Origin of the sequence: Malonomonas rubra (assembly GCF_003247215.1) — a bacterium.
Lineage (GTDB): Bacteria > Desulfobacterota > Desulfuromonadia > Desulfuromonadales > Geopsychrobacteraceae > Malonomonas > Malonomonas rubra_A.
This window is the reverse complement of record NZ_QKAP01000073.1, coordinates 66217-89339: the sequence shown is the minus strand read 5'-3', so window position 1 is coordinate 89339 and position 23123 is coordinate 66217. Positions and strand designations below refer to the sequence as shown.

Below are 23123 nucleotides of genomic sequence, written 5' to 3'. Positions count from 1 at the left end.
CGCTAGCTCTCCTTCTCGACCTGATCGGTCTTCCAAGTACGCAGCGCCCAGATCATCAGGCCAATGATGAAAAAAGCGCTCGGCGGCAGCAACATCAGGCCATTGGGTAAATACCATCCACCCTCGTTGAGGGTCGGCAAGATGCTGAAACCGAGTAACTTTCCGGAACCGAGCAACTCGCGGAAGAACGCCACGATAAACAGCACCACACTGTAACCAAGACCGTTGCCGATGCCGTCGAGAATGCTCATTCCCGGCGGATTCTTCATGGCAAACGCTTCAGCCCGGCCGAGCACAATACAGTTGGTGATAATCAGGCCGACGAACACCGACAGCTGTTTACTGATGCTGAATGCATAAGCCTTGAGAAACTGGTCAACGATAATCACCAGCGTGGCAATGATGGTGATCTGCACGATAATGCGGATACTGCTCGGAATCTGGCGGCGGATCAGGCTGACCGAAAAATTAGAGCCGGCGACAACAAACGTCACCGCCAGCGCCATGACCACAACCGTTTCCAGCTTGGATGTCACCGCCAACGCCGAGCAGATGCCTAGAATCTGCAGGCCGATCGGGTTCTTGTTGAAAATAGGATCGAGGAGAACATCTTTCGCATTGCTCACAGTTTTGCCTCTTCCCGTTTTAGGTTTTCGATAAACAGCCGGTAGCCATTTTCTCCCAGCCAGTAATGAAGCAGGTTCTCCACCCCACGCGAGGTCAGGGTGGCTCCTGCCAGCCCGTCCGCTTGATAGGCCGCATCGGGTGCTTTACGATCGACCGTCCCTTTGATGACCGCAATCAGCACCTTCCCCTGCTCATCGTAAATCTTCTTTCCCTGCCACTGCTTTTTCCAGTTCGGATTGTCGATCTCACCGCCTAGCCCAGGAGTTTCACCATGCTCGTAAAAGGCAAAACCTTGGACTGTGTTTAAGTCGGCCGCCAACGCAATAAAACCGTACATGGTTGACCAGAGCCCCTTGCCATAAACTGGCAAAATCAGCTGCTGCAACTTTCCATCCTGCAACACCAGATAAACATCCATATACTGCGAGCGGCGTTTAATCCCGGTCAGGTCCAAGGCCTCCGGAATCTGGTAACTGAACTGAGGGTCACGCGCAGCTATCCGGCTGTCAAAATTTGCCGGATCGAACCGATCGGTAAACCGGCCGCTCTGCAAATCAACAATGCGCGCTTCAATTTTGCTGAACTGCTCAGCGATCGGTTCCCCCTCCTGATAAATCCCTGCTGCCAAGAGGATATTCCGCTTCTTCTCTTCGGCCTTGTTCTTTTCCTGGCGGTCACTCAACCCGACAGCCGCCGCCGAAACCAGGATCGAGCAGACCAGGCAGAGCAGAAAAGCGACGCTGAGAACTTTTGTCGTACTATCCCTCGACATGCCTCAGCCTCCGCTTGATGTGGCGCTTGAGTACCAGCTGGTCGAGCAGCGGCGCAAAAACGTTGCCGAACAGGATGGCCAGCATCATCCCCTCCGGGAAGGCCGGATTGACCACCCGGATCAGGATGCACATCACGCCGATCAACAACCCGTAGAGCCATTGTCCCTCTTCGGTCATCGCCCCGGAGACCGGATCGGTGGCCATGAACACCAGACCAAAAGCGAAGCCGCCGAGCACCAAGTGCCAGTGCGGAGCGAGCCCGAACATCGGGTTAGTCTCGCTTCCGATCAGCATGAACAGGGTCGAGAGCACACCGGCGCCGAGCAGCACCGCCAGCATGATCCGCCAGGAACCGATGCCGGTAGCTATCAGAATCGCCGCCCCAATCAGGCAGCCCAAGGTCGAGGTCTCGCCCATCGAGCCAGGGATGCTGCCAAGGAAAGCATCAAACCAGCTGATCGTACTGGCGACCGACTGCATACCCCCCTCGTATGCGCGACTTAGGGCGGTGGCACCGCTGAACCCGTCAACGGCTGTCCAGACACTGTTGCCTGAGATCTGTGCCGGGTAGGCAAAGAACAGGAAGGCGCGCCCGGCCAGCGCCGGATTGAGAAAATTCTTTCCGGTGCCCCCGAAGATCTCCTTGCCGATCACCACGCCGAAGCTGATCCCCAGCGCCGCCTGCCAGAGCGGCAGGGTCGGTGGGCAGATCAGCGGAAACAGCGAACCAGTGACCAGGAAGCCTTCGTTAATTTCATGACCGCGAACGATACTAAACAACGCCTCCCACAAGCCACCGACGATGTTGGTGACCAGATAAATCGGCACGAACCAGACGGCTCCGTGCAGCAGGTTGTCGACAAAGTTGTTCGGATTCGCAGAGAATCCCAGCTGCTCCAGCAATAAACCCCGCCACCCCGCCACGCTACCACCAGTCGCCTGCAATACACTGTTTGCCTGATAGCCGGTGTTCCAGATGGCCATAAAAAAGCAGGGTAGCAACGCGATCACCACGGTTATCATGACCCGCTTCAGGTCGATGGCGTCACGAAGGTGCGGGGCCCCTTTGGTCACCTCACCAGGGGTATAGACAAAACTGTCCGCCGCCTCATAGAGGGGGTAAAAGAGTTCATACTTACCCCCCTTCTTGAAATGGGGATGAAGTTTATCGAGCAACTCGCGTAACGCTTTCATCAGCCCTCTTTCTCTATCCTCTGCAGGGTTTCACGCAAATGTTTACCATAATCGATTTTGCCCGGGCAGACGAAGCTGCACAGGGCCAAGTCCTCTTCATCTAGCTCCAGACAACCAAGCTTCTGTGCCAGATCGGTATCGAGCGTCAGCAGCGATCGCAGCAACCAAGTCGCCTTGACATTGAGCGGAAGAACCTTCTCATAAGCACCGATCGGCACCATCGCCCGTAAGCTACCGTTGATATTGGTGGTTAATGGCAAGGGCCGACGCGGCAAAATGGCGGAAGCAAAAACCCGCTTCAGCGAAAACTTGTCGCTGCCGGGCATGGCCCAGCCGAGCAGTTGGCGCTGCTTATCCTCGACCAACACGGAAATCTGGTTATGATAGCGACCGAGAAAATCCTCTGCCCCTGCGGCTTTGTAGCCGGCCAAAACCGACCCGGAGATCACCCGCACAGTTTTATCCTTCACTTCTCCGGCCGTCAGTTCCGAAAGGCAGGACCCCAGCCGTGTTCTGAGCAAACGCGGATTTTTCACCCCCGGCCCACATAGCGCTACAATCCTCTCGCTCAATAGGCGACCGGTCAAGAACAGATGGCCGATCGCGATCACATCCTGATAACCGATATGCCAGACACTACGTTGCTGATTGACCTTTTCCAGATAATGAATGTGGGTGCCGACCAAGCCCGCCGGATGGCGGCCGAAAAAATCCTGTACGCTGATTCCTGCAAGGCTTGGCAGTTTTGCCGTCGGCTCTTTACAGAGGTGTACTTTCCCGTCGGTTAGGTGGCGGATGACCTTGAGCCCGGTGGAAAATTCCTTAGCCCGTAAAGAAATCACAACCTGGGGATCGGCAGCCAATGGGTTGGTATCGATGGCGGTCACAAAGATTGCCGCTGGACGTGTCTCCGGAGCTGGGACTTTCGTGTACGGCCGTGTACGAAATGCGGGCCACAGGCCACTTTTCAATAGTAGCTCTTCGACCTGCTCGGACTTCAATTGTCCTAGATCGATAAACGGAAAGAACTCTTCGTCACTGCCGGAAAGCTCGATCACCAGCGATTCAAAGACACGCCGCTCACCTCGATTGATCGCCACTACCCGTCCAGCAGCGGGTGCAGTGTAAAGCACCCGGGGATTTTTTTTGTCCGAAAAAAGCGGCTTCCCCAAGGCAACCTGATCCCCCTCGGAAACCAGCAGGGTCGGCCTCATCTCGAGATAATCGCGCCCGAGCAGAGCCACATGGCGCACCAATGGTGCGTCTTCAACCTGCATCCGAGGAGAACCGCTTAAGGGAATGTCGAGACCGTTACGAATGTGAAGCATGGCTTGCCCTGTAAATTCGTGTGAAGAGCCATGTAATTACAAAACACTTTTAAAAATACTGTATGTTCGGGCTGAGAGCAAATGAGGAGGGGATAAAATGTTCGATTATGACTTACGATTGCATGCAGCTACAAAAAAAGGGCAGCCAACTAAGGGCCCTTTTTTACGAACAGGTTCGTTAGAAGCGATCAAAGTCCTTATCAGCGGTGAAAGGTCATCTAATCACCTCAGAAGCCTGACTTTAAAAATACACAATCAAAACCAGCCAATGTTTTTCTCATGTCAAATTTTTTTTGAATTTCCTTATAATGGCTGCCGAAAAACTCTGTTTGAGAGTCCGGCCACAACGTGTTGGGTTTGTTGTCTTACAGAAAGAAATTTTCAGATCCCAAAAAGTTTTTGCTCACCTTGCAATCTGGGGACGTATACTATTCCCCTTCTTTTTCCATATTTACCTCTATTTATGTTATGGTGCCGCTCTCTTCAACGTGGTCATCCCATATCTGGAGGCTCCATACCATTGAATGAGTCAGCTATCCCTCTGAAAAATAAAACATTTGACAAACTTGGCATCCTCCTCTAAAACAAGTGGTCTTACCATTTGTATACGTTCGAGGAGTACGTCTATTATGGTTGAACTGTTACTGATACTGGTCAGCGCGGTCTTTGTGAATAACTTTGTGCTGGCAAGGTTTCTCGGTATCTGTCCCTTCTTGGGGGTTTCAAAAAAAGTCGAAACGGCACTCGGCATGGGGATGGCGGTTATTTTCGTTATGACCGTCGCCTCGGTGGTAACCTGGTTCATTCAGTATCTGATATTGATTCCTTTCAGCATCGAGTACCTGCAGACCATCGCCTTTATCCTGGTGATCGCCTCACTGGTGCAGCTGGTCGAAATGGTGGTCCAAAAAACCAGCCCGGTACTATACCAGTCCCTAGGCATCTTTCTGCCGCTGATTACCACCAACTGTGCGGTGCTCGGTGTAGCGGTGCTCAACATCCAGAAGAACTACAGCTTTATCGAATCGGTGGTTTTTGCCCTCGGTGCCGGGCTCGGTTTCACCCTCGCAATGGTACTGTTCGCCGGCCTGCGCGAACGCATCGACCTCAGTCCAGTACCGAAAAGCTTCCGTGGCACCGCCATTGCGCTGGTAACGGCGGGTCTGCTTTCTTTGGCTTTTATGGGCTTTGCAGGCTTGGTAAAAGGATAAACGAAACATGTTTGCAGCAATATTAAGTCTCGGCGGCATAGGCCTGGTTGCCGCCACTGCCCTTGGTGTCGCAGCGAAAAAATTTGCTGTCGAAATCGATCCCCGGGAACTGGCCATTCTGGAGGTTTTACCCGGCGCCAACTGTGGTGCCTGCGGCTATCCCGGCTGCTCCGGCTACGCCAAAGGAGTCGCTGAAGGGAAAGCCTTACCGACCGCATGCTCTCCTGGCGGGGCCGAAGTCATCGAAGCCATCGCAAGCGTACTCGGCATCGAGGCGGTCACCTTCGAACCACAGGTCGCCGTGGTCGCCTGTCAGGGCGATAACCAAAAAGCCAAAGTGAAATACCGCTATCTCGGTCTGACCGACTGCAACGCGGCACAGAAACTCGCCGACGGTCCGAAGACCTGCCCATCAGGGTGCCTTGGCCTTGGCACCTGCGAACGGACCTGTCCGTTCGACGCCATCGAGATGACCAGCGAAAACCTGGCGGTGATTAACCGCGACAAGTGCACCGGCTGCGAAAAGTGCGTCGCTGTCTGCCCACGTCAAGTGATCAGGATGACCCCCCGCAAGGTAACCACCCACGTACTCTGCAACAGTCACGACAAAGGTGCGCTGATCCGCGGTTATTGCCAGATCGGCTGCATCGGCTGTCACATCTGCAACAAGACTGTTCCCGGCGCGTTCGTCATCGAAAATTTCCTCGCACACACCAACTACGAAAAGCTGGACGAACTGGAAGATATCGAGTTGGCTGTCACAAAATGTCCGACCAAATGTATCCGAGATTTCAGCAGCGGCTATCCGGCCGGGAGCAGTTTTGTCCCGACACGTAACGATGCCGCCTGAAAGGATTTGAGCAAGCATGAACCTGAAAACTTTTGCCGGCGGGCTACACCCGCCCGATAGCAAACATTATTCAGCTAACAAACCGATCGAACGATGTCCGCTGCCGGATGAACTGGTCATCCCACCCGCCCAGCATATTGGTGCCCCGGCCGAGATCTGCATCAACGTCGGCGATCAGGTGAAAAAAGGGCAGGTAATCGCCACCGCCAAGGGCTTCGTCTCGGTGCCGGTGCACGCCTCGACCTCCGGAATGGTGGTCGCTATCGAACCGCGTCTGCATCCGATGGGCAAGCCGCTGCCAGCCGTGGTGATCAAACCTGATGGTAAAGACCAGTGGGAAGATTCGCTTCAGCAGCACGACCCTGACCAGCTGAACGCCGATGAACTGAAAAAGCTGATCTGCGCCGCCGGGATCGTCGGCATGGGCGGAGCGACCTTCCCGGCCCACGTCAAGCTGTCTCCTCCGGAAGGGAAAAAGATCGACACCCTGATTCTCAACGGCGTCGAGTGCGAGCCATTTCTGACCGCTGACCACCGGATGATGCTCGAAGAATCGGAGCGGATTATCGACGGGATCAACATCCTGCGCAAGATTCTTGGCCTGGAAACGGCAATCATCGGCATCGAGGTCAACAAGCCGGACGCCATCGAAAAACTCACCCGGGACTGCGCACCACATGGCATTCAGGTGCAACCGCTGAAAGTCCAGTATCCGCAAGGGGCGGAAAAACAGCTGATCGACGCCTGCACAGGGCGACAGGTCCCGACCGGCGGACTGCCGATGGACTGCGGCGTCGTGGTGCAGAATGTTGGGACCTGCGCGGCGATTAGTGACACCATCCGTTTGGGCCGGCCGCTAGTCGAACGGGTCGCCACCGTCACCGGCCCTGGCATCCGGGAACCGAAAAATCTGCTAATTGCCATCGGCACCTCGCTGCAGCACATGCTCGACCAGTGCGGGGGTCTTGACGGCGAACCGGCCAAGATCATTATGGGTGGCCCGATGATGGGTCAGACCCAGTTGTCCCTGCAGGTTCCGGCGATCCGCGGCACTTCCGGGCTACTGATCTTCCGCGAACAGGATCTGCCGCGCAAAAACTTCGGCCCCTGTATCCGCTGCGGTCGCTGCGTCAGCGTATGCCCGATTCACCTGCAACCGACCACTATCGCAGCGTACGCACGGCTCGATATGATCGATGAAGCAGAAAATAACAACGCCCTCGACTGCATCGAGTGCGGCTGCTGTACCTATATCTGCCCGGCGACCCTGCCGCTGGTGCAGTCGATCCGCCACATCAAAGGCAGCATACTGGCCAAGAGAAGGAAAATCTGACGTGGACAATCAACTTTACCTGTCATCGTCTCCCCATATTCACAGCGGTGAAACCACCGAGCGGATCATGCGCCTAGTGATTTACGCACTGCTGCCGGCAGTTTTGGTTTCACTCTATTTTTTCGGTCTGCCGGCGCTTAAAGTGCTGCTCATCTGCACCCTCGGCTGCGTCGTCTGCGAGGCACTGGCCAACAAACTGCTGAAGCAGGAGTTGACCATCAAGGACGGCTCAGGCGCGTTGACCGGCATCCTGCTGGCACTCAACCTGCCAGCATCCAGCCCTTGGTGGCTGGCGCTGCTCGGCTCCGCTATCGCGATTTTCATCGGCAAGATGATCTATGGCGGCCTCGGCTACAACCCGTTCAACCCGGCTCTGGTCGCACGGGTAGTGCTTTTGATCTCTTTCCCGGTACAGATGACCAGGTGGACCGCTCCTGCACCACTGACCACTGGGATCGACGCAGTCACCGCTGCCACCCCGCTTGGTGAAATGAAGATGGCGGTTATGCTGACCGGCAAGCTGCCGGAAACAGCAAACAGCGGCCTACTCGACTACTTCACCGGCAACATGGGCGGCTGCCTCGGCGAAGTTTCCTCCATCGCTCTGCTGCTCGGCGGCCTGCTCTTGATCTACAAAAAAGTCATCACCTGGCACATTCCGGTCAGCTTCATCGGCACCACCCTGCTGGTCAGCACTATTTTCTGGCTAGCTGATCCGGGCAAATATGCCAATCCCCTGTTTCACCTGCTGACTGGCGGCCTGCTGCTCGGTGCCTTCTTCATGGCGACCGACATGGTCACTTCGCCGATAACCTACAAGGGGATGCTGATCTTCGGCTGCGGCTGCGGCCTGCTGACCATCCTGATTCGGCTGTTCGGCGGCTACCCAGAAGGCGTCTCCTTCGCCATCCTGCTGATGAACGCCGTTACCCCGCTGATCGACCGCAGCTGTCGCCCGAAGATTTACGGGCTGGCAGAGAAAGCTTAAGGCGGAGGATAATATGTTCAAAGATATGGCCCGCCTGCTGATAACCCTGACCATCATCGCTGCTAGCGCCGGCTTCCTGCTGTCGATGGTAGAGAGCGCCACCCGCGAACCGATCAAGGAGCAGCGCCGTCTGCAAATGATCAAGGCTTTGAGCGCGGTTCTGCCGGAATTTGATAATGCTCCCGATACAGACACCGTCTCCCTGCAGAACGGGGTGAACAAAAAAGGCGAACCGGTGCAGGTAACTGTTTACCGCGCCCGCAAAGGGGGAGAACTGGTCGGCACCGCCTTTAAGGTGATTGCCCCGGAGGGCTACAGCGGCAACATCGAGGTGATGGTTGGCCTGCGCACGGACGAACAGGTCAACGCCATCGAGATTCTGACCCACGCCGAGACACCGGGTCTCGGGAGTAAAATTGCCGAATCCTGGTTCAAAGATATGTTCAAGGGCAAAGGGCTGGATAACGCCGACTGGCGCGTAAAAAAGGACGGCGGAGAATTCGATCAGATCAGCGGTGCCACCATCTCACCACGGGCAGTGGTCGGAGCCGTGAAAAAAGGACTGGAGTTCTTCCGCAAACACAAAACGGAGATCCTCGCCGAGGGAGGGAAGTCATGAGCCTGGTAAAAATCTTCAGCAAGGGGCTCTGGAAAGAGAACGCGGTCTTCAAGCTGCTGCTCGGCATGTGCCCGACCCTGGCGGTCACCACCAGCGCCGAAAACGGCCTGGGAATGGGACTGGCGACCACCTTCGTGCTGCTCTGCTCAAATATAACCGTTGCCCTGCTGCGTAAGCTGATTCCGGCCAAAGTGCGAATTCCAGCATTTATCATCCTGATTGCCACCTTCGTTACCATCGTTCAGCTCTGTATGGAAGCCTGGGTCTACGGCCTCTACCAAGCGCTCGGGATCTTTATCCCGCTGATTGTCGTCAACTGTCTGATCCTCGGTCGGGCCGAGGCCTTCGCCTCAAAGCATCCGATAATCGATTCGGCGGTCGACGGTCTGGGGATGGGACTCGGCTTCACCCTCGCGCTGTTCATCCTCGGTGCAGTGAGGGAGATCTTAGGCGCCGGGCAACTGCTCGGGTTCAGCCTGTTCGGTACGGTATACCAGCCAATGCTATTGATGATCCTGCCGCCTGGGGCCTTCATCTCGCTGGGACTGTTACTGGCGATGATGAACAAATTCGAACATCGGTAAACAATCAATCCAATTACCAACAAGGCCGCCTGACAGGATACTTCAGGCGGCCTTTCTTTTTTCTGCCAAAGCCCAAAGACGAATCAGAATACCGGATGCAGGGTTTGCGCAGACGGGGATTGTGGTTCGCCCTCACTCCTTGGCGAATTTCTGCACCAACTCATTGTCGATCAGGTAAATACAGACCTCTTTCGCCCCAAGCTTCGAATACTCGAATTTTTCGCACAGGTTATCCATCAGGAAAGTCACATCGGTACGGATCCGGTTGTCGTAAGTCTTGAAATCTTCGCTGCCGAAGTCTTTGATCCCACGGCGGAAGTTTTCGTTCTTAAGGAAGGGTTCGAGAACCTTCTCCTTGAGATGATGGACATAGCGCTCGTGGAGATCCTGGTAAAGCTTGGTTTCGGTCATATCCTTACCCTCCAGGCGTAACTCCTGGGTCAGCGTTCGGCTGGCATATTCTTTCTGAATCCCCTTGCGGAAAATCATCAAACGCTCACGGTCGATATCGTTGTTGAATAACCGCGCTTCGATCGGGGCGTAGAAGTCCTCGCCAACTTTGATCCGATCACCAGTGTAGACACAGGTCACCTGGGTGTCCTTCTCGAAATTCACCGCAAAGATATAATTTTTCAGATCACGGGCAATTTGTTCTTCGTTGTAGTAGTAGAGCGACTCCTTGATCTCCTGCATGATGGTGTAATTGTACATGTGTAGCAGTGAATCGAGAAAGCCGTCCGGGATCAGCTTCATCCAGTCTTCATGCTTGCGAAAGAAACTGTAGAGGGTCGCCATGTCGATCATCGACCCTTCTTTCGCGTAGGTCGAATAAAGATCGCTGAAAATGCGGATCGAGTCGCGCCCGGAGAAGCCGGTTACCCCTTCGTGCTCCGATTCGGCAATGATCCGCCGCCGCCGCCGCGCAGTCAGTCCCTTGCGGTCGCTCTGCTGAAGCCATTCCGGGATGTTGCCGGTATAAATTTCCATCTTCAAAAGTTGCAGCTTGTCGTCGCAATAACGGCTGTAACGGGCCGGGTGACCGATCCACTCCATCATCGCCGGCGAGCTCTGATTCAAGCGGGTAGAGATGATGATCCGGGCGAAATTGTGCAACACCCTTGGCAAGAATCGATCGTCGATATGCCGGCCGAAGGTGTTGCGGTAAATTTCCACCTCGGTGCGTAGGTCAAGAATGTAGGGGATCTTGATATATTCGATCCGGTCGGATAGCGATGGTAGGTCCTTGATGCTCTCCTCGTCCTCCGGATTCATCAGCGCCAAAAACAGGGAATTGACATTCTCCTCGATATATTCAACCTTATGCACCCCCTCGCTGATGATATTGTGCAGCTCGAGCAAGCGCTCGACATTGTGTCCCTTGACGTCCATCAGCGAATAGATACCGTTGTTGGTCTTGGCGAAATTTGAAAACAGGTACTGGACCTGGTTACTGTCACGCAATAAGCCGTTGATCCGGCTCTGCAACATCTCGTTGCCGAGCACGTTCTGACGGATGATCCGGTCGCCCGGGTTGTAAACGCTGATCCCCTCTCCCAGCCTCCGGTTGAAGCGATAGTGCCGGGCGTAGAGCATCTGCAGCACCTTGAGCGGATCTTCCAACCGACTGATCAGCGCCTCGTAGATCTGCGTGCAAATGGTGCAGGGCGTGTCGCGGAAGACCCATTCGTACTGCTTCTCGGTAAACAGTTTCCACTTGGTTTCGTCATTCTTGAACAGATCGTCGAAGAAGGACCGTCGATATTCGCGCGGGATCATCAGGATCGGACTGTCGTGACTCGGGCAGGGAACCTCGATATACATATCCCCTTGGTAAGCGACCTTTTGCGCTTCGATCAGGTCGCTCTGGCGCAGTTCGTACTCATCGAGCAAATTCGACAGTTTGTTCAAAAACCGGTCGGTTTCCTTCTCGGTGAAGTTACCGAGCAACTCCCGGTCAAGTCGCCAGACCGCTTCAAAGGTATAGCCGGCCGGGCTGTTGGCATACTGCTCAAACTTGCTCAGAAGGTTATCGAGAAAGGTGCTCTTGCCACAACCATGCGGCCCCTTGAAAATATAGATCTTGTTCTGCTGAATACCATGCCGGAAGTTCTCAGCCAATTTCACCAGTCGATTGGAGAACAGTCGATCGGCAAAGAAGGGATTGTCGGAATCCTCCACAAACAGTCGGCTGGTATCGTAATAGGCGTAGTTGATCGATTCCGGGTCGTCCTGGTACTCGTCGACCCCTTCCTCAATATAGTCTTCGATCAGATCGTGAAATACCTGAAAGATATTGCGGATGGCGCTGGTCGGATTCTCTATCGCCCGTTCAAGGTACTGGTCGAAGCTGATCGAACCGCTGTTGCTGGCACCCTGCTGTACCTGCAGAAACCGCTGCTTCGCCTTATCGATATTTGAACTCTGCTCAATCGGTGGTTTTGCACTTTTAGTCATCAGCCTCAAGAGCCTCCTTGCTGAACTGACGATCTTTCATTTGATACAATACCCGCGTCCAGGAAACCTGTGGACCTCTGTCTGCTTCGGTTTCGCTACCACCCTTCACTTCTGCCTCGTTGGTTTCCAGCTTAACTGGGTTGCCCCAGAGGTATTCAATGCCGAGCATGGTATTGGCGATATACTCGTTGACCAGTGGTTTGCCTTCATGGCGATGGTTCAGATAAAGACAGCCGTCTGTCGATTTCTCCGGGACGATCTCAATCACCGGCGGATGGTACAAGGAAGCGAACAGCATCTGCCGATAATCTTCCGCCTTGCGGCTACGCACGTAATACTGCCAGGTCATCCGTTCCTTGTTCAAGCGCTGGCCAACCACGAACAGCCTATTTTTATCGACGAAGTCTTGGTCGACGAACTGATTGAGGAAAGTAAAATCGCAAAAATTCTCCCGGACCTTGAAGATAAAATCACGCCCGGTTCCGGTCTGCCGATTGAATTCCCGGCGATCTTCGGCATTTGTCAAGCGGCGAAAATCGTAGCTGTAGCAGCCGCGATCGGCCATCTCCTCCAAGAAGTAGAACATCCGCATCCCCAAGGCATAAGGATTCAACCCGACCCGTGGCATTGATGTCACCGCCGAATTGACCCGGGCATAGCTGACCTCGTTGCCGGTGATCCGATCATCCTGCAGGAACAAGGTTTCGTGCCAGTAGCTGGCCCATCCTTCGTTCATGATCTTGGTGCGAATCTGCGGCTGAAAATAAATCGAGGTGCTGCGGATGATATGCAGCACCGACTTCATCCACTTATTCTCGTCCTTGTTGAGGAAGGGGGAATAATCGATCAGAAACTGCAGCAGATCTGGACTCTCCGGCTCATGTTTTTGTTGGTACTTCTCGAAGGAGGCGTCGAACTCCGGGTACTTTTGCTGCACGTCGGCGAAGAAAGCCTTCTCACCCAGCTTCCCATGCTTGCGGGAGTACTCGTTGAACAGTTCTATCTGCTTGACATATTCGCTGGTGGAGACTTGTTTGATCGTTTGCAGAAAATAATCGAAGTAATAATCCAGCCGCGATGAGCAACCGTTTTCACTACGGTTGTACTTCGCCAATTCATTGTGATAACCGACCAGATTGTCGATCCCTCGGGCGAACTCGATGACATAATCGACCCAGCGCCCGTATTCGGAACGCAGCCGGGCGATCAGCCGTTTATCGGCCAACGCCTGCCCGGCCAGATCGTATTCCCAGGTGTGCCGGAAGTAGAGATTGTTCTGAAAAAAATCGATGTGCCCGATAACATGATAAAAGATCATCACGTTCAGCCAGTCGGGGTTGTTGTCGTTATAAAAGGAGATCGCCGGACGTGTGTTGATCACCGTCTCGTAGGGGTTGCCCGGATAGAGTTCGTATTTGCCCTTCTCCTTTAACACCTCTACATCATGCACCCAGTAATCGTACAGGGTCGGAATCATGTTCTTCGGCATCAGCTCGATCATGTCGCGGTTGCTGACCACATACTCGAGACTTTCCTCGTCAAAAGAGAGTCCAGCGGCCCAAGCCCGCTCCTTACAGCCTTCCATGATCTTCTTGGTTTTCTGATCGATCAGTTGCATATATTGTCGCCTTTTCCCCACTCCTCAGAAGCGGGGGTAAGCTCTAGACTTTCTCTTCCGAAACCAGTTTGCGAATTCCTTCGATCACCCGATCTTCAGAGGCATCCTCGCGCATGCTATCGAGCCGCAACAGCTCCGAAGCCTGAACCAGTAGTCCGGAACGCTTCAGGTACATCTGCACTTCGGTCCCTCCGGGGGTGGTATAGCGATGCTCAGCGATGGTGATGCCGATCCGGCTGGCGTAACTGAGCATCTTTTTCAGCTCGGGGATCGTCTCGCGCCCTTCCCGGTCCCAGTCGTCGCCATCGGTGCCATGGAAGATGTAAATATTGTAATCGGCCGCCAGACTCTCTTCCCGGACAATCTGATTGATCAGCCGGTAACCGGCCGCGACCTGGGTCCCACCAGCCACTCGAGAATTGTAGTAGGTGTAGAAATCTTCAACCTCGGTCGCTTCGGTGTCATGCAGCACAAATCGGGTTTCCACCTGCCCGCCATACTGGTAAAGCAGCCAGCTGTAAATCAGGATGTGTTGGGTCGCCACCAGCTCGGTCGCCTTGCCGGCCATCGACCCAGAGTAGTCGCGGATGAAGAAGACCACCGCCTGCGATTCGTAATCCTTTTCGCGCGAAAGGATGCGATAAACCTTGTCCTTCGGCGCGATCAGAAACTGGGTAGGATCGATCTCCCCCACTTTCGGCAGGTTCTTCAGACCGATATTGGTTTCCAGGATTTGCCTCAAGGTCGCCTTTTTGTCGAGCACTTGGCCGAAGCCGCGGTTCTTGTCGGTCAGATCGTAGGTGTAGCGGGTCAGCGAACGCTTCTTCCCTTTATCCTTCAAGTTCGGCAGTTTGAATTTTTCGGTCAGTATGCGGCCCAGATCGTAGGCGTTGGCATCCATATCGTGCGCACCGCCCTTCCCCTGTCCTGCTCCGGTTCCTTCGCCTTCCCCCCCCTTGCGGACCGGCTGTTCACCGATGACCTCACCCTCTTCACCATCACCGTGGCCACCGCCTCCACCGCCGCCCTGGTCCTGCTCCAAAAAACGGTTGTCATGGATGAACTTCTCTTCGACGGTCGTCGGCACGACGACGACTTTCTCTTCGGTACCGCGCCCCGGCTTGACCAGTTTGCCGAGCTTGATCTTGCGTGGGAATCCGTCTTCTTCGCGGACCTTGTCCCGCTCCAGCAGATCATCGATGCTGCGGATACTGCTGGTGAGCGGACCGATATTCTCTCCCATATTCTGCAGCATGACAAAATCGTTACTGCTGTACAGATCGGCCAGCGGCGGCAACTTGCAGTCTGAGCGAGGATCTTCAATCAGGTGCAGGCGCTCATCCTCCAGCTCGGAGCTGTTTTTCTCCTGCTGCACCGAAAGTCGTCCTTCCTGCTGAAGTTGCTGAAAATATCTTTCCCGTTGCTTTTTACTCATGGGCGCAATCAGCCTTCATCTTCCTGGGTGCAGAAATATTCGATGGTTTTCTGCGCGCAGGTTTTACAGTAGCCAAGCTGGTCGAGCATGGTATTGATCATCCGGTCGTAAAGCTTCTGGTTCTCTTCGTTGGTCCGGTTGGCCAAAGCGCCGACCAGTGAACCAGCACCGGCAATATCCGACTTCAGGCGCACGTCGGTGACCGCTTTGACCAGCTCGAGATTGTCCATAAAATCGTAGGACACATCGACCGAAATCTTCTGCCCATAGATCTTCCGGATCGAGGTGCGGAAGGTCTCGCGCTGTTCCTCGGTCTTCAGCCCGAGCCGCTCTTCGACGCTCTGGATAAAGCGCTGGTCGATCTTCAACGCTTTCAGTTCGTTGGTCTGCGGGTCACGATACTTCCACATCTTATCCGGCCCAAGGTTTTCGGCATCGATGCCAATGATCATGTTGACGTAGTTCATTACATCCTTGCGGATCGCCTGCGGCTCGTCCATGTAGGCGTTGAACATCTCAGTCATGATCCGCTCTCGGTACAAGCTTCTAGCCAGCTTCAGGTCATCGAGATATTTGGCGCGGTCGTTGTTGTCGGAAACGTAATCGAGGATGATCCGCTCCACGGCGTGGAAAATATCGTAGGCGAACATGCACTGCCCCTCGTTGGTTTCGGTAGACTCGACCAGCAGCTGAATCGCCCGCCCCAAGTTGCGGTGGCCGAGTCCCTTTTGCCCGAAGCGCTTGGTAATATCCGGTTCCTGATTGAGAATGTCGATCACCTCGGCCAGGGTTTTGATGCTCTTCTCGCCCGCCACCTCGCCAGCAGCCAGCTTCATCGTCTCGACCGGCGTCAGTTTTTCGCTGCGCGGCAACCGGCTCAGAATCACCGCAACGCTGGCAGCATAGTTGAGATTCGGATCCTGATGCAGATCCCTCCCGCTAAGAGTGGTCTTGGTTTCACTGCCTATGGCATAGGCGGTCAGGTCCTTCTGCATCAGATAGTTGGTGTTGTGGGAGAAGTAGCAGATCCGGCACCGATCGATGATCGGCGCCTCTTCCTTTTCGGCCAGGAACCGGTTGAATTCGGCGTTATTGCTGGTGGCGATAATCAGGGTGTCGATCGGCCACTTGTAGCCATCCATCTCAATCAGCCGGTTCTGAATCACCCCCAGATAAACCTGCACCAGATCTTTCTTGTTCTTGTAGATCTCGTCGGAGAAATGGATGCCGCCCCCGGCAACGCGAGCCAGCGCACCGCGGCGTAGATCGAAGCGATAGGGGTTGTTGGTATCGGTAATATGCAGCAGCCGCTGGATCGACTCCTCGCCGAGCAGATCGACAGCACTCGAGGTGATCTTGTCCTTGGCGGCGTACTTGCCGGTTACGGTCCCCAAAGACTCGGTCAACGGCACGGGGATGATCTCGATATGCTTTAGCAACTCCTCCAGTTTGCCTCCGGTATACCCGCGCAGCTCATCGAGCATATAGGCGCTACATGCACCGAGAGGGCGGTAGTTCTCGTAGAAACTTTCGATCTGAGCATCTTTGAAGCCATAGGTTTTCGCCAGCAGCTCCATGCTTTCAGCCTTGGTTTCGCCCAGATTCATCGCTAGAATCAGCGGATCTTCATAGGTCTGGGACTCAATAACCGAAATTTTGCCATAGCTGCCGAGCTGATCCATGCCGACATAGCGGAAAGTATATTTACGGTTCTCCTCTTTGGTCAGGAACTCACGATACTTGGAACAGAGATACTCGACAAAGAAAGTTTTGCCGTTGCCCGGTTCGCCGACCAGAACATAGGCCATCTCTTTCGAAGACCCCCCCTCGGCCGCGTCCTTGACAAAGGAAACGAAACTGTTGATTTCATCGTACATGCCGATGGCATGTTTGCCACCAGTGCGAAAGATCTCGAAATCGTAGGTTGAACGACCGTTGACCACCACCTTGTTGATCGGTTCGGCCAGTATCATCCGTGCCACCGCCTGAAAAGCGTTTTCGAAACGACGCTTCCCCTGCTTGACCGCAGCCAAGTGTGTTTTGAGTGAAAGGTCCGGTTTTCTGCTTCTCGTCGTTGCCATTGTCAACCCTCCCGTGGGTAATTTTCTGAATCTTTCGAGCTGTTTACAAAGTATAACCGGTATTTTCAACTTTTCCGTACATGCGCCAACTTTTGATAAATGAATTATAATTTCTACCCATTTCCCCCCCAAAATCGAAAGGCCGCCTACAGAATGCAGGCGGCCCAAACAACAGCAGATCGATGTCGGCAAAACCGCTGGAGACCCGTTAACAGCGGTACAGCAGAGCATCGAAATGCTGAATTTCTTTTACCAACCGATATGCAACATCAGGTTCGGAACCCCGATGAATACTGCTGGCTCGGAATAGTAGGAACGATGTTGCCGAGCATAAAACCGATGCTCACGGCGCTGCTCACGGACATGCTGCTTATAATGCCTTTTGGCGAGTTTCCGTTCCCACTTGGGCTGGGGTTTTTGCCAGCCATACTCGCCAGCATGGCGATCCTTCACCCAACTGTTATAGTGTCGGGGCCCATTGTCATAACGATCGCCATCATGTGCCGAAGCTAAAAGCGGTGTGCCGAGTAAAATCAATCCGCTAATCAATATCGCGAGTGTCCTTTTCATGTCTTCCTCCTTTGTAAGTGAGTTTCTTGCATCCCCCTCGCCGGTAACTTCAATTTAGACAATTCAAACGGCCGTTTCATTCGACATCGATGCAAATTCCCCCTGATGTCGAGTCGTATTCATTTGATTTCAGGTGGTTACAGTGGCAAAACGCGGGGTAAAAAGGAGCCTCTTAAGCGTCAATTTGCGCGGCAGACCAGCAAATCGAGTGGGCCGTAGAAAAGGAAAGGTCGTGGAGAAAAAATGTTTATGGGTTTTCCAGACGCAAGATATAATCCCACTCCACATTTCTGACCGGCATGATCGACAGCCGATTGCCTTTGCGCACCAGCGGCATATTTTCCAGCGGTTCCTGTTGTTTCAGTTCGGTCAGAGGGATCACCCGTCTGGTGTGACGGATATACTTGATATCGACCATAAACCAGCGCGGCTGCTCCGGCGTACTTTTAGGATCGAAATATTTTGACTGCGGATCAAAAGCAGTGTGGTCAGGATACCCTTCGCGCACCACCTCCATCAAGCCGACAATTCCAGGCATCTCACAATTAGAGTGGTAGAAAAATACCTTGTCACCAAGTTTCATCTGATCACGCATCATATTGCGTGCCTGGTAATTGCGCACCCCATCCCAATGCTCAGTCTGTTGCGGCATGTTTTGCAGATCATCAATGCTGAAGGCTTCCGGTTCCGATTTCATCAACCAGTAATTCATCAATTTCTACCTCAAAAACAGGAATAACTATTTTTCGGCCATCTTCCCAACAATGTATCCCGATATTTTGATAAAACAACCGGGAATTGGTTGGTTGTTTTTAATTTTACAGACTGATACTTTTCCTGAAAGTTTCTTAGCAAACTGCTCACATTATCAAGAGTACCTACTAATGGTCGAGTTTCTGCTCGCCATTCTTACTCTGTTCGCTTCCCAAGCACAGGCCCTTGACAGGCGGGTGCCGATCCATATCTGCCACGCGCAGCAACTGGTCCTGAAAATAAAAACTGTGGAAACCCTACAGAAAACAGATCAGTTCAATGCCGCAGGCCATTATGCCGGCACCATGAAAAACTTAACCAAGGCACTGAAGACCCAGCTCCGCTACTCTTTAAACAGCTAGTTGGAACTCGCCCTTGAACCGATCTATGTTCAGGATCGCGAACAGACAAAAACCAATGCAATGGGGGGCTCCAGTCAGCTTCTAGACCGTTCCGGTCTTGGGGACACTTGGTTACAATTGACGAGTTCGGTCGGGCACTGACCGTCTGGCATCCGCTGGTGCCGCCAAGCGCAACACCCCCCGCTCGATCAAGCGCTTTTTGAACCGGGTCCGCTACTTTGCAATGGTCAATCGCGATCAGAGTGACCAAAAGAACCGATTGTTCTCGCGGCAGCAGGAAACACAGGCAGAGGCTGCCGATCTGCAGTTGGAAGAAGTCTCCCTGGTCGCCCTCGGTGCATTGCATCATGTCGATCCGGAGATCGTAAAAAATACACAACTTTTCAGCAACTGAGCAGGCAAGCCCCCTTCCCGGTAGAGCACCTATAATGCGTGAAATCCGCCCAACGGCTTGCGGATGAAATTCAGAAGGCATTAAAGGAGCAAGAGAAGATTTTTGGCGGCTGGAATTGCAGCGAAGAGCAGCGAGCACTTTTCCTCGAAATCAGCCAGGGAATTCAGATTATTTCGCGCTTTGCGCGTTCCCCGTCACCCGCCCCATCGAGCAACCAATGCCGATCACGCAGAGGCTGCAGAAGATCACCAGCGCCCAGTGCATGCTGGCCAGAAAAGCCGGTTGTGTTTCCGCAGTGACCGGCTGGCCGTGCATCAGGTAGGAAAAGATCAGGGTAATGATCATCATGCTGGTCATCATCCCCAAGGTACGGACGCTGGAATTAAGCCCCGAAGCGACCCCGAGATAGCGCGACTCGACACTGCCCATGATAACGCTGACGTTCGGTGAAGAAAAGCAAGCGAAGCCGGCACCGAGGAAAACCAGCAGCAGCAACACCATCGACAAGCTTGAGTTCGCCGTCAGGTTGGCCGCAAACGCCAGCCCGAGGGCGCACAGGGTCATCCCGACGGTCGCCACCCAGCCAGCCGGCACCCGGTCGGACAGGCGGCCGCAAAAGGGGGACAGCAAGGTCTGCACGATCGGCTGGGTGATCAGCACGGTGCCGGCCTGGTGCGGCTCCATCCCCTTGACGTACTGCAGGTAAAGGCTGAGAAAGAAGGTCACCCCGAAGGTCGCGGCGTAATTGAACAGCGCCGCCAGGTTGCTCAGTGCAAACACCCGATTGTTGCGCAGCAGGTCGATATTCAGAATCGGATAGCGGCTGCGCCCTTCCCACCAGATGAACAGGCCAAACCCGATGTTCGCCAGCAACAACAGCAGCCAGGCCCACCAGCCTTTACTCAGGTTGGAAACCCCGACGATCAGCAACAGGATGGACGGGCCGTAGATCAGCAGCCCGGGCCAGTCGAAAGGTTCGCCGGCGGCATCGGCCCATTCCTCGCGCATTTTCAGTCGGGCAACCAGATAGGTAAGAATCCCGAGTGGAATCAGCAGATAAAAGATCGACCGCCAGCCGAGCCCGGCGATCAGCATCCCGCCAAAGAAAGGTCCACAGGAAATCCCGGCATAAACGCTGGCAATAGCAATGCCGAGCGCTTTCCCCCGCTCGTTGGGCGGGAAGGTGGAAACCACCATCGCCATCGTCGTGGCCATCACCATTGACCCTCCCATCCCCTGCAGAAAACGCAAGCCAATCACGGCCTCAACGGTCCAGGCTTGCGAAATCAGTCCCCCGGTCAGGCTGAAGACCAGAATGCCTAGCTGAAAGATTTTCCGCCGCCCGTGAATATCACCAAGCCGCCCCATCGCCAGGAGAAAGATCGACGCCGACAGCACGTAGGTGGTTTCAACCAGCCCAAGCTGCATGGCGCTGGCGTCGAATTCGCGCCCCATCACCGGCAGAGCGACCCCGACTGCCGACATCATAAACGGCATCAGAAAATGTGCCATACAGACGACAAACAAGATGGCGGTATGTGGGGTAGATTTCATCATCTTCTGGGGATCTCTTCGGCCGCAGGTTCAGCGGGTGTAGACTTCCTTGATGCCATTCTTGTCGATCAGGTACAGCTTGTCGCCGCTGAGTTTCACCTCGCGCGCCACCGGATAGGCAAAGTTGTCGAAGTCGCATTCCTGAGTTTTGCCATTCAACCGATAGCTGCCGCTGTAGCTTGAATATTTATGATCGTTCATCTCGACGCGGCCATCGGCATATAAAACCAGATCCTGCTTCTCCCCCTGCCAGAAGCCAAGAAGCTCCTGCGACAATCCTGACTGCAGGCGGTCAACAGCAGTATTGTGACAAGAATTGCTAGCTTCCGCATAATTCCCCCTACTTGCGCTTTTTCCCTTTGCGCTGTTTTTTCTCCTGGCTGGCCTTGAGCAGGTCGCCAAGGCTGCCGAAGCCGGCAGCGGAGGTCGAGGGGGTATCGCTGTAGCTGGTTTCGCCGACCTCATCTTCCTGGCTGAGCAGAGTCAGCGAAATCCGCCGCGCCTCGACATCGATCTTTTCGATGGTCACCTGCAGACTCTGCCCGACCTTAACCACATCCTGCGGATGCCGGATGCGCTGATCGCTCAACTTCGAAATGTGCACCAGCCCGTCGACCCCATCCTCGAGGGTGACAAAGGCACCGAACTGGGCCAGGCGGCTGACGGTGCCGGTATGGACGCCACCGACCTTGTAGATGCTGCCGACCTTGCTCCAAGGATCGGCCAAGGTATCGCGCAGGCTGAAAGAAAACTTGTTATTCTCCCAATCGATCTTCTTGATCGCCACCTCCAGTTCCTGGCCAGTGCTGAGAATCTCGCTGACATCTTCAACCCGGCCGTAGCTGATTTCGGAAATCGGCAACAGCCCTTCCAGACCGCCGATATCGACAAAAGCGCCGAAATCGCGGATGTTGGTCACCGTCCCTTTAACAACCATCCCCTCCTTAAGGGTGTCGCGCAACGAGGTGCGCTGCTCCTCCCGCTCTTCATCGAGGATCGCCCGGTGCGAGACGACTATATTGCGGCCCCGCTCACTGAACTGGGTGATGCGAAACGACAGGCTCTGCCCGATCAGCTCGGCCGGGTCCGCCTGCCGCAGGCCGGTCTGCGAATAGGGGCAGAAGGCACGGACGTTGCCGCTCAACTTGACCTCGAAGCCGCCCTTGATCTCCTTTTCGATCCGACCGTCCACCGGGATGCCGCTCTGAAAAGCCTCTTCCAGCTGCTCGGTGCCAGAACCAGTGCCGCCGACCTTGGTGGTAAAGCGCAGCTCTCCCCCCTCGCGGGAAAGGAAGTACGCGCCAATTTTGTCGCCGACCGCATACTGAGGGTTGCCATCAGCATCCATAAGTTCGGCGCTCGCCAACACCCCCTCGCCTTTCTGGCCGACATCGAGAAAGCTCCATTCAGCACCGATCTGCAGAATGGTTGCCTCGATCTTCTTGCCCCTCTCCAACGGCTGACCAACGTCGCTCAAACTTGCTTCGAACATTTCGGCAAAACTTTCTTCGTTCAATTCTTCCTCGAAATTTTCATCGTTCATAATGGCTATCCTTTATTGCTGCCCGGTTGTCGTTTCAAGAGATTAAGACTAGCCGGTTTTTCTGCCGGAGTAAACCGAACTTGTACATTTGTACTTTTGCCTGCGGATGCTATTTTTAAAAAAGATAACTGATTGAAATCTGGGGATGAAATGAAACCGACCCGCTGGATTGAAAGTCTTAACTGCGCTATCGAAGGGATTCTCTGGGCGGTCAGAAGCGAGCGCCACCTCCGCTACCATTTTATCGCCGCACTGGCTGTGCTGTTTCTCGCTCTATTTTACCGGGTCAGCGCGCTGGAATTTTTCCTGCTGGTCCTTGCGGCAGTGCTGGTGATCTTTGCCGAGCTGATCAATACTTCGATCGAAAAGTTGGTCGATCTGGTCACGGATGAATATCACGAGCTGGCCAAACTGGCCAAAGATATCGCCGCCGGAGCCGTACTGGTCACTAGCGTCGGGGCAGCGATTCTCGGCTACCTTGTGCTGTCCGGGCATATTTTCCCGCTCTTCGACAGTCAACCAAACCTGGTCCGCGAACCGCAGGGGACGCTACCGGTCGGAGCGCTGTTGATGGTGGTGATTGTGGTTGTCCTGCTGAAGGCGAGATTCAATCGTGGGTCGCCGTTGCATGGTGGGATGCCGAGCGGACATGCGGCAATTGCATTTTCGATCGCCGTTTCAGTGCTGCTCTCCAACAGCGGTCTGCTGATCGGTCTAATGGTATTGCTGTTGGCGGGGCTGGTAAGTCAAAGTCGACTGCTGATGAAAATCCACACGCCCAAGGAAGTCTGGCTCGGGGCGATCCTCGGTGCGAGCGTCACCTTGCTGGTTTTTTTCTGTTTCGGCTGACGG

22 protein-coding genes are annotated in these 23123 nt (G+C 54.3%); 9 read left to right on the top strand and 13 right to left on the bottom strand.

The annotated features are described in order from the left end of the window. Window positions 1-2: 2 nt before the first annotated feature. From Q7J88_RS07390 to Q7J88_RS07375, 4 genes are read right to left on the bottom strand one after another with little or no spacing between them, the layout of a single operon-like run. A complete protein-coding gene (locus Q7J88_RS07390; RefSeq protein WP_303721528.1) occupies window positions 3-626 on the bottom strand; it encodes an NADH:ubiquinone reductase (Na(+)-transporting) subunit D in 624 nt (207 codons plus the stop codon). Further along, a complete protein-coding gene (locus tag Q7J88_RS07385) occupies window positions 623-1399 on the bottom strand; it encodes a Na(+)-translocating NADH-quinone reductase subunit C (RefSeq protein ID WP_303721527.1) in 777 nt (258 codons plus the stop codon). The genes Q7J88_RS07390 and Q7J88_RS07385 overlap by 4 nt, the downstream gene beginning before the upstream one ends. Further along, window positions 1386-2594, bottom strand: coding sequence for an NADH:ubiquinone reductase (Na(+)-transporting) subunit B (locus tag Q7J88_RS07380; protein ID WP_303721526.1), 1209 nt, complete (start codon window positions 2592-2594; stop codon window positions 1386-1388). The genes Q7J88_RS07385 and Q7J88_RS07380 overlap by 14 nt, the downstream gene beginning before the upstream one ends. Then, complete coding sequence (locus Q7J88_RS07375) at window positions 2594-3922, bottom strand: Na(+)-translocating NADH-quinone reductase subunit A (RefSeq protein ID WP_303721525.1); 1329 nt, start codon at window positions 3920-3922, stop codon at window positions 2594-2596. The genes Q7J88_RS07380 and Q7J88_RS07375 overlap by 1 nt, the downstream gene beginning before the upstream one ends. 629 nt (window positions 3923-4551) lie before the next feature. Between Q7J88_RS07375 and rsxA the strand changes: the two genes are divergently transcribed. Genes rsxA through rsxE form a run of 6 tightly spaced genes read left to right on the top strand, consistent with a single transcriptional unit; the run spans window position 4552 to window position 9507 of the window. Then, window positions 4552-5133, top strand: coding sequence for an electron transport complex subunit RsxA (gene rsxA / locus Q7J88_RS07370; RefSeq protein ID WP_303721524.1), 582 nt, complete (start codon window positions 4552-4554; stop codon window positions 5131-5133). Window positions 5134-5140: 7 nt separating this feature from the next. Continuing rightward, entirely contained in the window at window positions 5141-5983 is an 843-nt protein-coding gene (locus tag Q7J88_RS07365; RefSeq protein WP_303721523.1) for an RnfABCDGE type electron transport complex subunit B, read from the top strand. Window positions 5984-5999: 16 nt separating this feature from the next. Beyond that, window positions 6000-7316 carry an electron transport complex subunit RsxC gene (rsxC, locus tag Q7J88_RS07360; protein ID WP_303721522.1) on the top strand — a complete coding sequence of 439 codons (1317 nt, stop codon included), beginning with the start codon at window positions 6000-6002 and terminating at the stop codon, window positions 7314-7316. Between the two features lies 1 nt (window position 7317). Then, window positions 7318-8304, top strand: a complete 987-nt coding sequence (locus tag Q7J88_RS07355; protein ID WP_303721521.1) for an RnfABCDGE type electron transport complex subunit D — start codon at window positions 7318-7320, stop codon at window positions 8302-8304. A gap of 13 nt (window positions 8305-8317) precedes the next feature. After that, window positions 8318-8923 (top strand): RnfABCDGE type electron transport complex subunit G, encoded by a 606-nt coding sequence (locus Q7J88_RS07350; RefSeq protein ID WP_303721520.1) that lies wholly within the window; start codon window positions 8318-8320, stop codon window positions 8921-8923. Next, the gene (gene rsxE, locus Q7J88_RS07345) at window positions 8920-9507 is read left to right on the top strand and encodes an electron transport complex subunit RsxE (RefSeq protein WP_303721519.1); all 588 of its coding nucleotides are present in this window, start codon (window positions 8920-8922) and stop codon (window positions 9505-9507) included. The genes Q7J88_RS07350 and rsxE overlap by 4 nt, the downstream gene beginning before the upstream one ends. 132 nt (window positions 9508-9639) lie before the next feature. Here the strand turns inward: rsxE and Q7J88_RS07340 are convergent, their stop codons facing one another. The 6 genes from Q7J88_RS07340 to Q7J88_RS07315 all read right to left on the bottom strand — a co-directional run bounded on the left by Q7J88_RS07340 (window position 9640) and on the right by Q7J88_RS07315 (window position 18377). Then, window positions 9640-11961, bottom strand: a complete 2322-nt coding sequence (locus Q7J88_RS07340) for a serine protein kinase PrkA (protein WP_303721518.1) — start codon at window positions 11959-11961, stop codon at window positions 9640-9642. Beyond that, a complete protein-coding gene (locus tag Q7J88_RS07335; protein ID WP_303721517.1) occupies window positions 11954-13579 on the bottom strand; it encodes a SpoVR family protein in 1626 nt (541 codons plus the stop codon). Before Q7J88_RS07335 ends, Q7J88_RS07340 begins: the two co-directional genes overlap by 8 nt. A gap of 43 nt (window positions 13580-13622) precedes the next feature. Then, window positions 13623-15014: a DUF444 family protein gene (locus Q7J88_RS07330; RefSeq protein ID WP_303721516.1), complete on the bottom strand. Its 1392-nt coding sequence runs from the start codon at window positions 15012-15014 to the stop codon at window positions 13623-13625. Window positions 15015-15022: 8 nt separating this feature from the next. Further along, the gene (locus Q7J88_RS07325; protein ID WP_303721515.1) at window positions 15023-17095 is read right to left on the bottom strand and encodes a serine protein kinase PrkA; all 2073 of its coding nucleotides are present in this window, start codon (window positions 17093-17095) and stop codon (window positions 15023-15025) included. A gap of 249 nt (window positions 17096-17344) precedes the next feature. Then, a complete protein-coding gene (locus Q7J88_RS07320; protein WP_303721514.1) occupies window positions 17345-17665 on the bottom strand; it encodes a hypothetical protein in 321 nt (106 codons plus the stop codon). A 247-nt stretch (window positions 17666-17912) separates the two neighbouring features. After that, window positions 17913-18377, bottom strand: coding sequence for an EVE domain-containing protein (locus tag Q7J88_RS07315; RefSeq protein ID WP_303721513.1), 465 nt, complete (start codon window positions 18375-18377; stop codon window positions 17913-17915). A 172-nt stretch (window positions 18378-18549) separates the two neighbouring features. Between Q7J88_RS07315 and Q7J88_RS07310 the strand changes: the two genes are divergently transcribed. Next, the gene (locus tag Q7J88_RS07310) at window positions 18550-18780 is read left to right on the top strand and encodes a hypothetical protein (RefSeq protein ID WP_303721512.1); all 231 of its coding nucleotides are present in this window, start codon (window positions 18550-18552) and stop codon (window positions 18778-18780) included. Window positions 18781-19003: 223 nt separating this feature from the next. Continuing rightward, window positions 19004-19174, top strand: coding sequence for a hypothetical protein (locus Q7J88_RS07305; RefSeq protein ID WP_303721511.1), 171 nt, complete (start codon window positions 19004-19006; stop codon window positions 19172-19174). 168 nt (window positions 19175-19342) lie between these two features. On the opposite strand, the gene Q7J88_RS07300 is transcribed toward Q7J88_RS07305, so the two are convergent. The 3 genes from Q7J88_RS07300 to rpsA all read right to left on the bottom strand — a co-directional run bounded on the left by Q7J88_RS07300 (window position 19343) and on the right by rpsA (window position 22271). Next, the gene (locus Q7J88_RS07300; RefSeq protein ID WP_303721510.1) at window positions 19343-20731 is read right to left on the bottom strand and encodes an MFS transporter; all 1389 of its coding nucleotides are present in this window, start codon (window positions 20729-20731) and stop codon (window positions 19343-19345) included. 27 nt (window positions 20732-20758) lie between these two features. Further along, entirely contained in the window at window positions 20759-21004 is a 246-nt protein-coding gene (locus Q7J88_RS07295) for a hypothetical protein (protein WP_303721509.1), read from the bottom strand. Between the two features lie 64 nt (window positions 21005-21068). Beyond that, window positions 21069-22271: a 30S ribosomal protein S1 gene (gene rpsA / locus Q7J88_RS07290; RefSeq protein ID WP_303721508.1), complete on the bottom strand. Its 1203-nt coding sequence runs from the start codon at window positions 22269-22271 to the stop codon at window positions 21069-21071. Between the two features lie 150 nt (window positions 22272-22421). Between rpsA and Q7J88_RS07285 the strand changes: the two genes are divergently transcribed. Further along, the gene (locus Q7J88_RS07285; RefSeq protein WP_303721507.1) at window positions 22422-23120 is read left to right on the top strand and encodes a diacylglycerol kinase; all 699 of its coding nucleotides are present in this window, start codon (window positions 22422-22424) and stop codon (window positions 23118-23120) included. Window positions 23121-23123 lie beyond the last annotated feature (3 nt).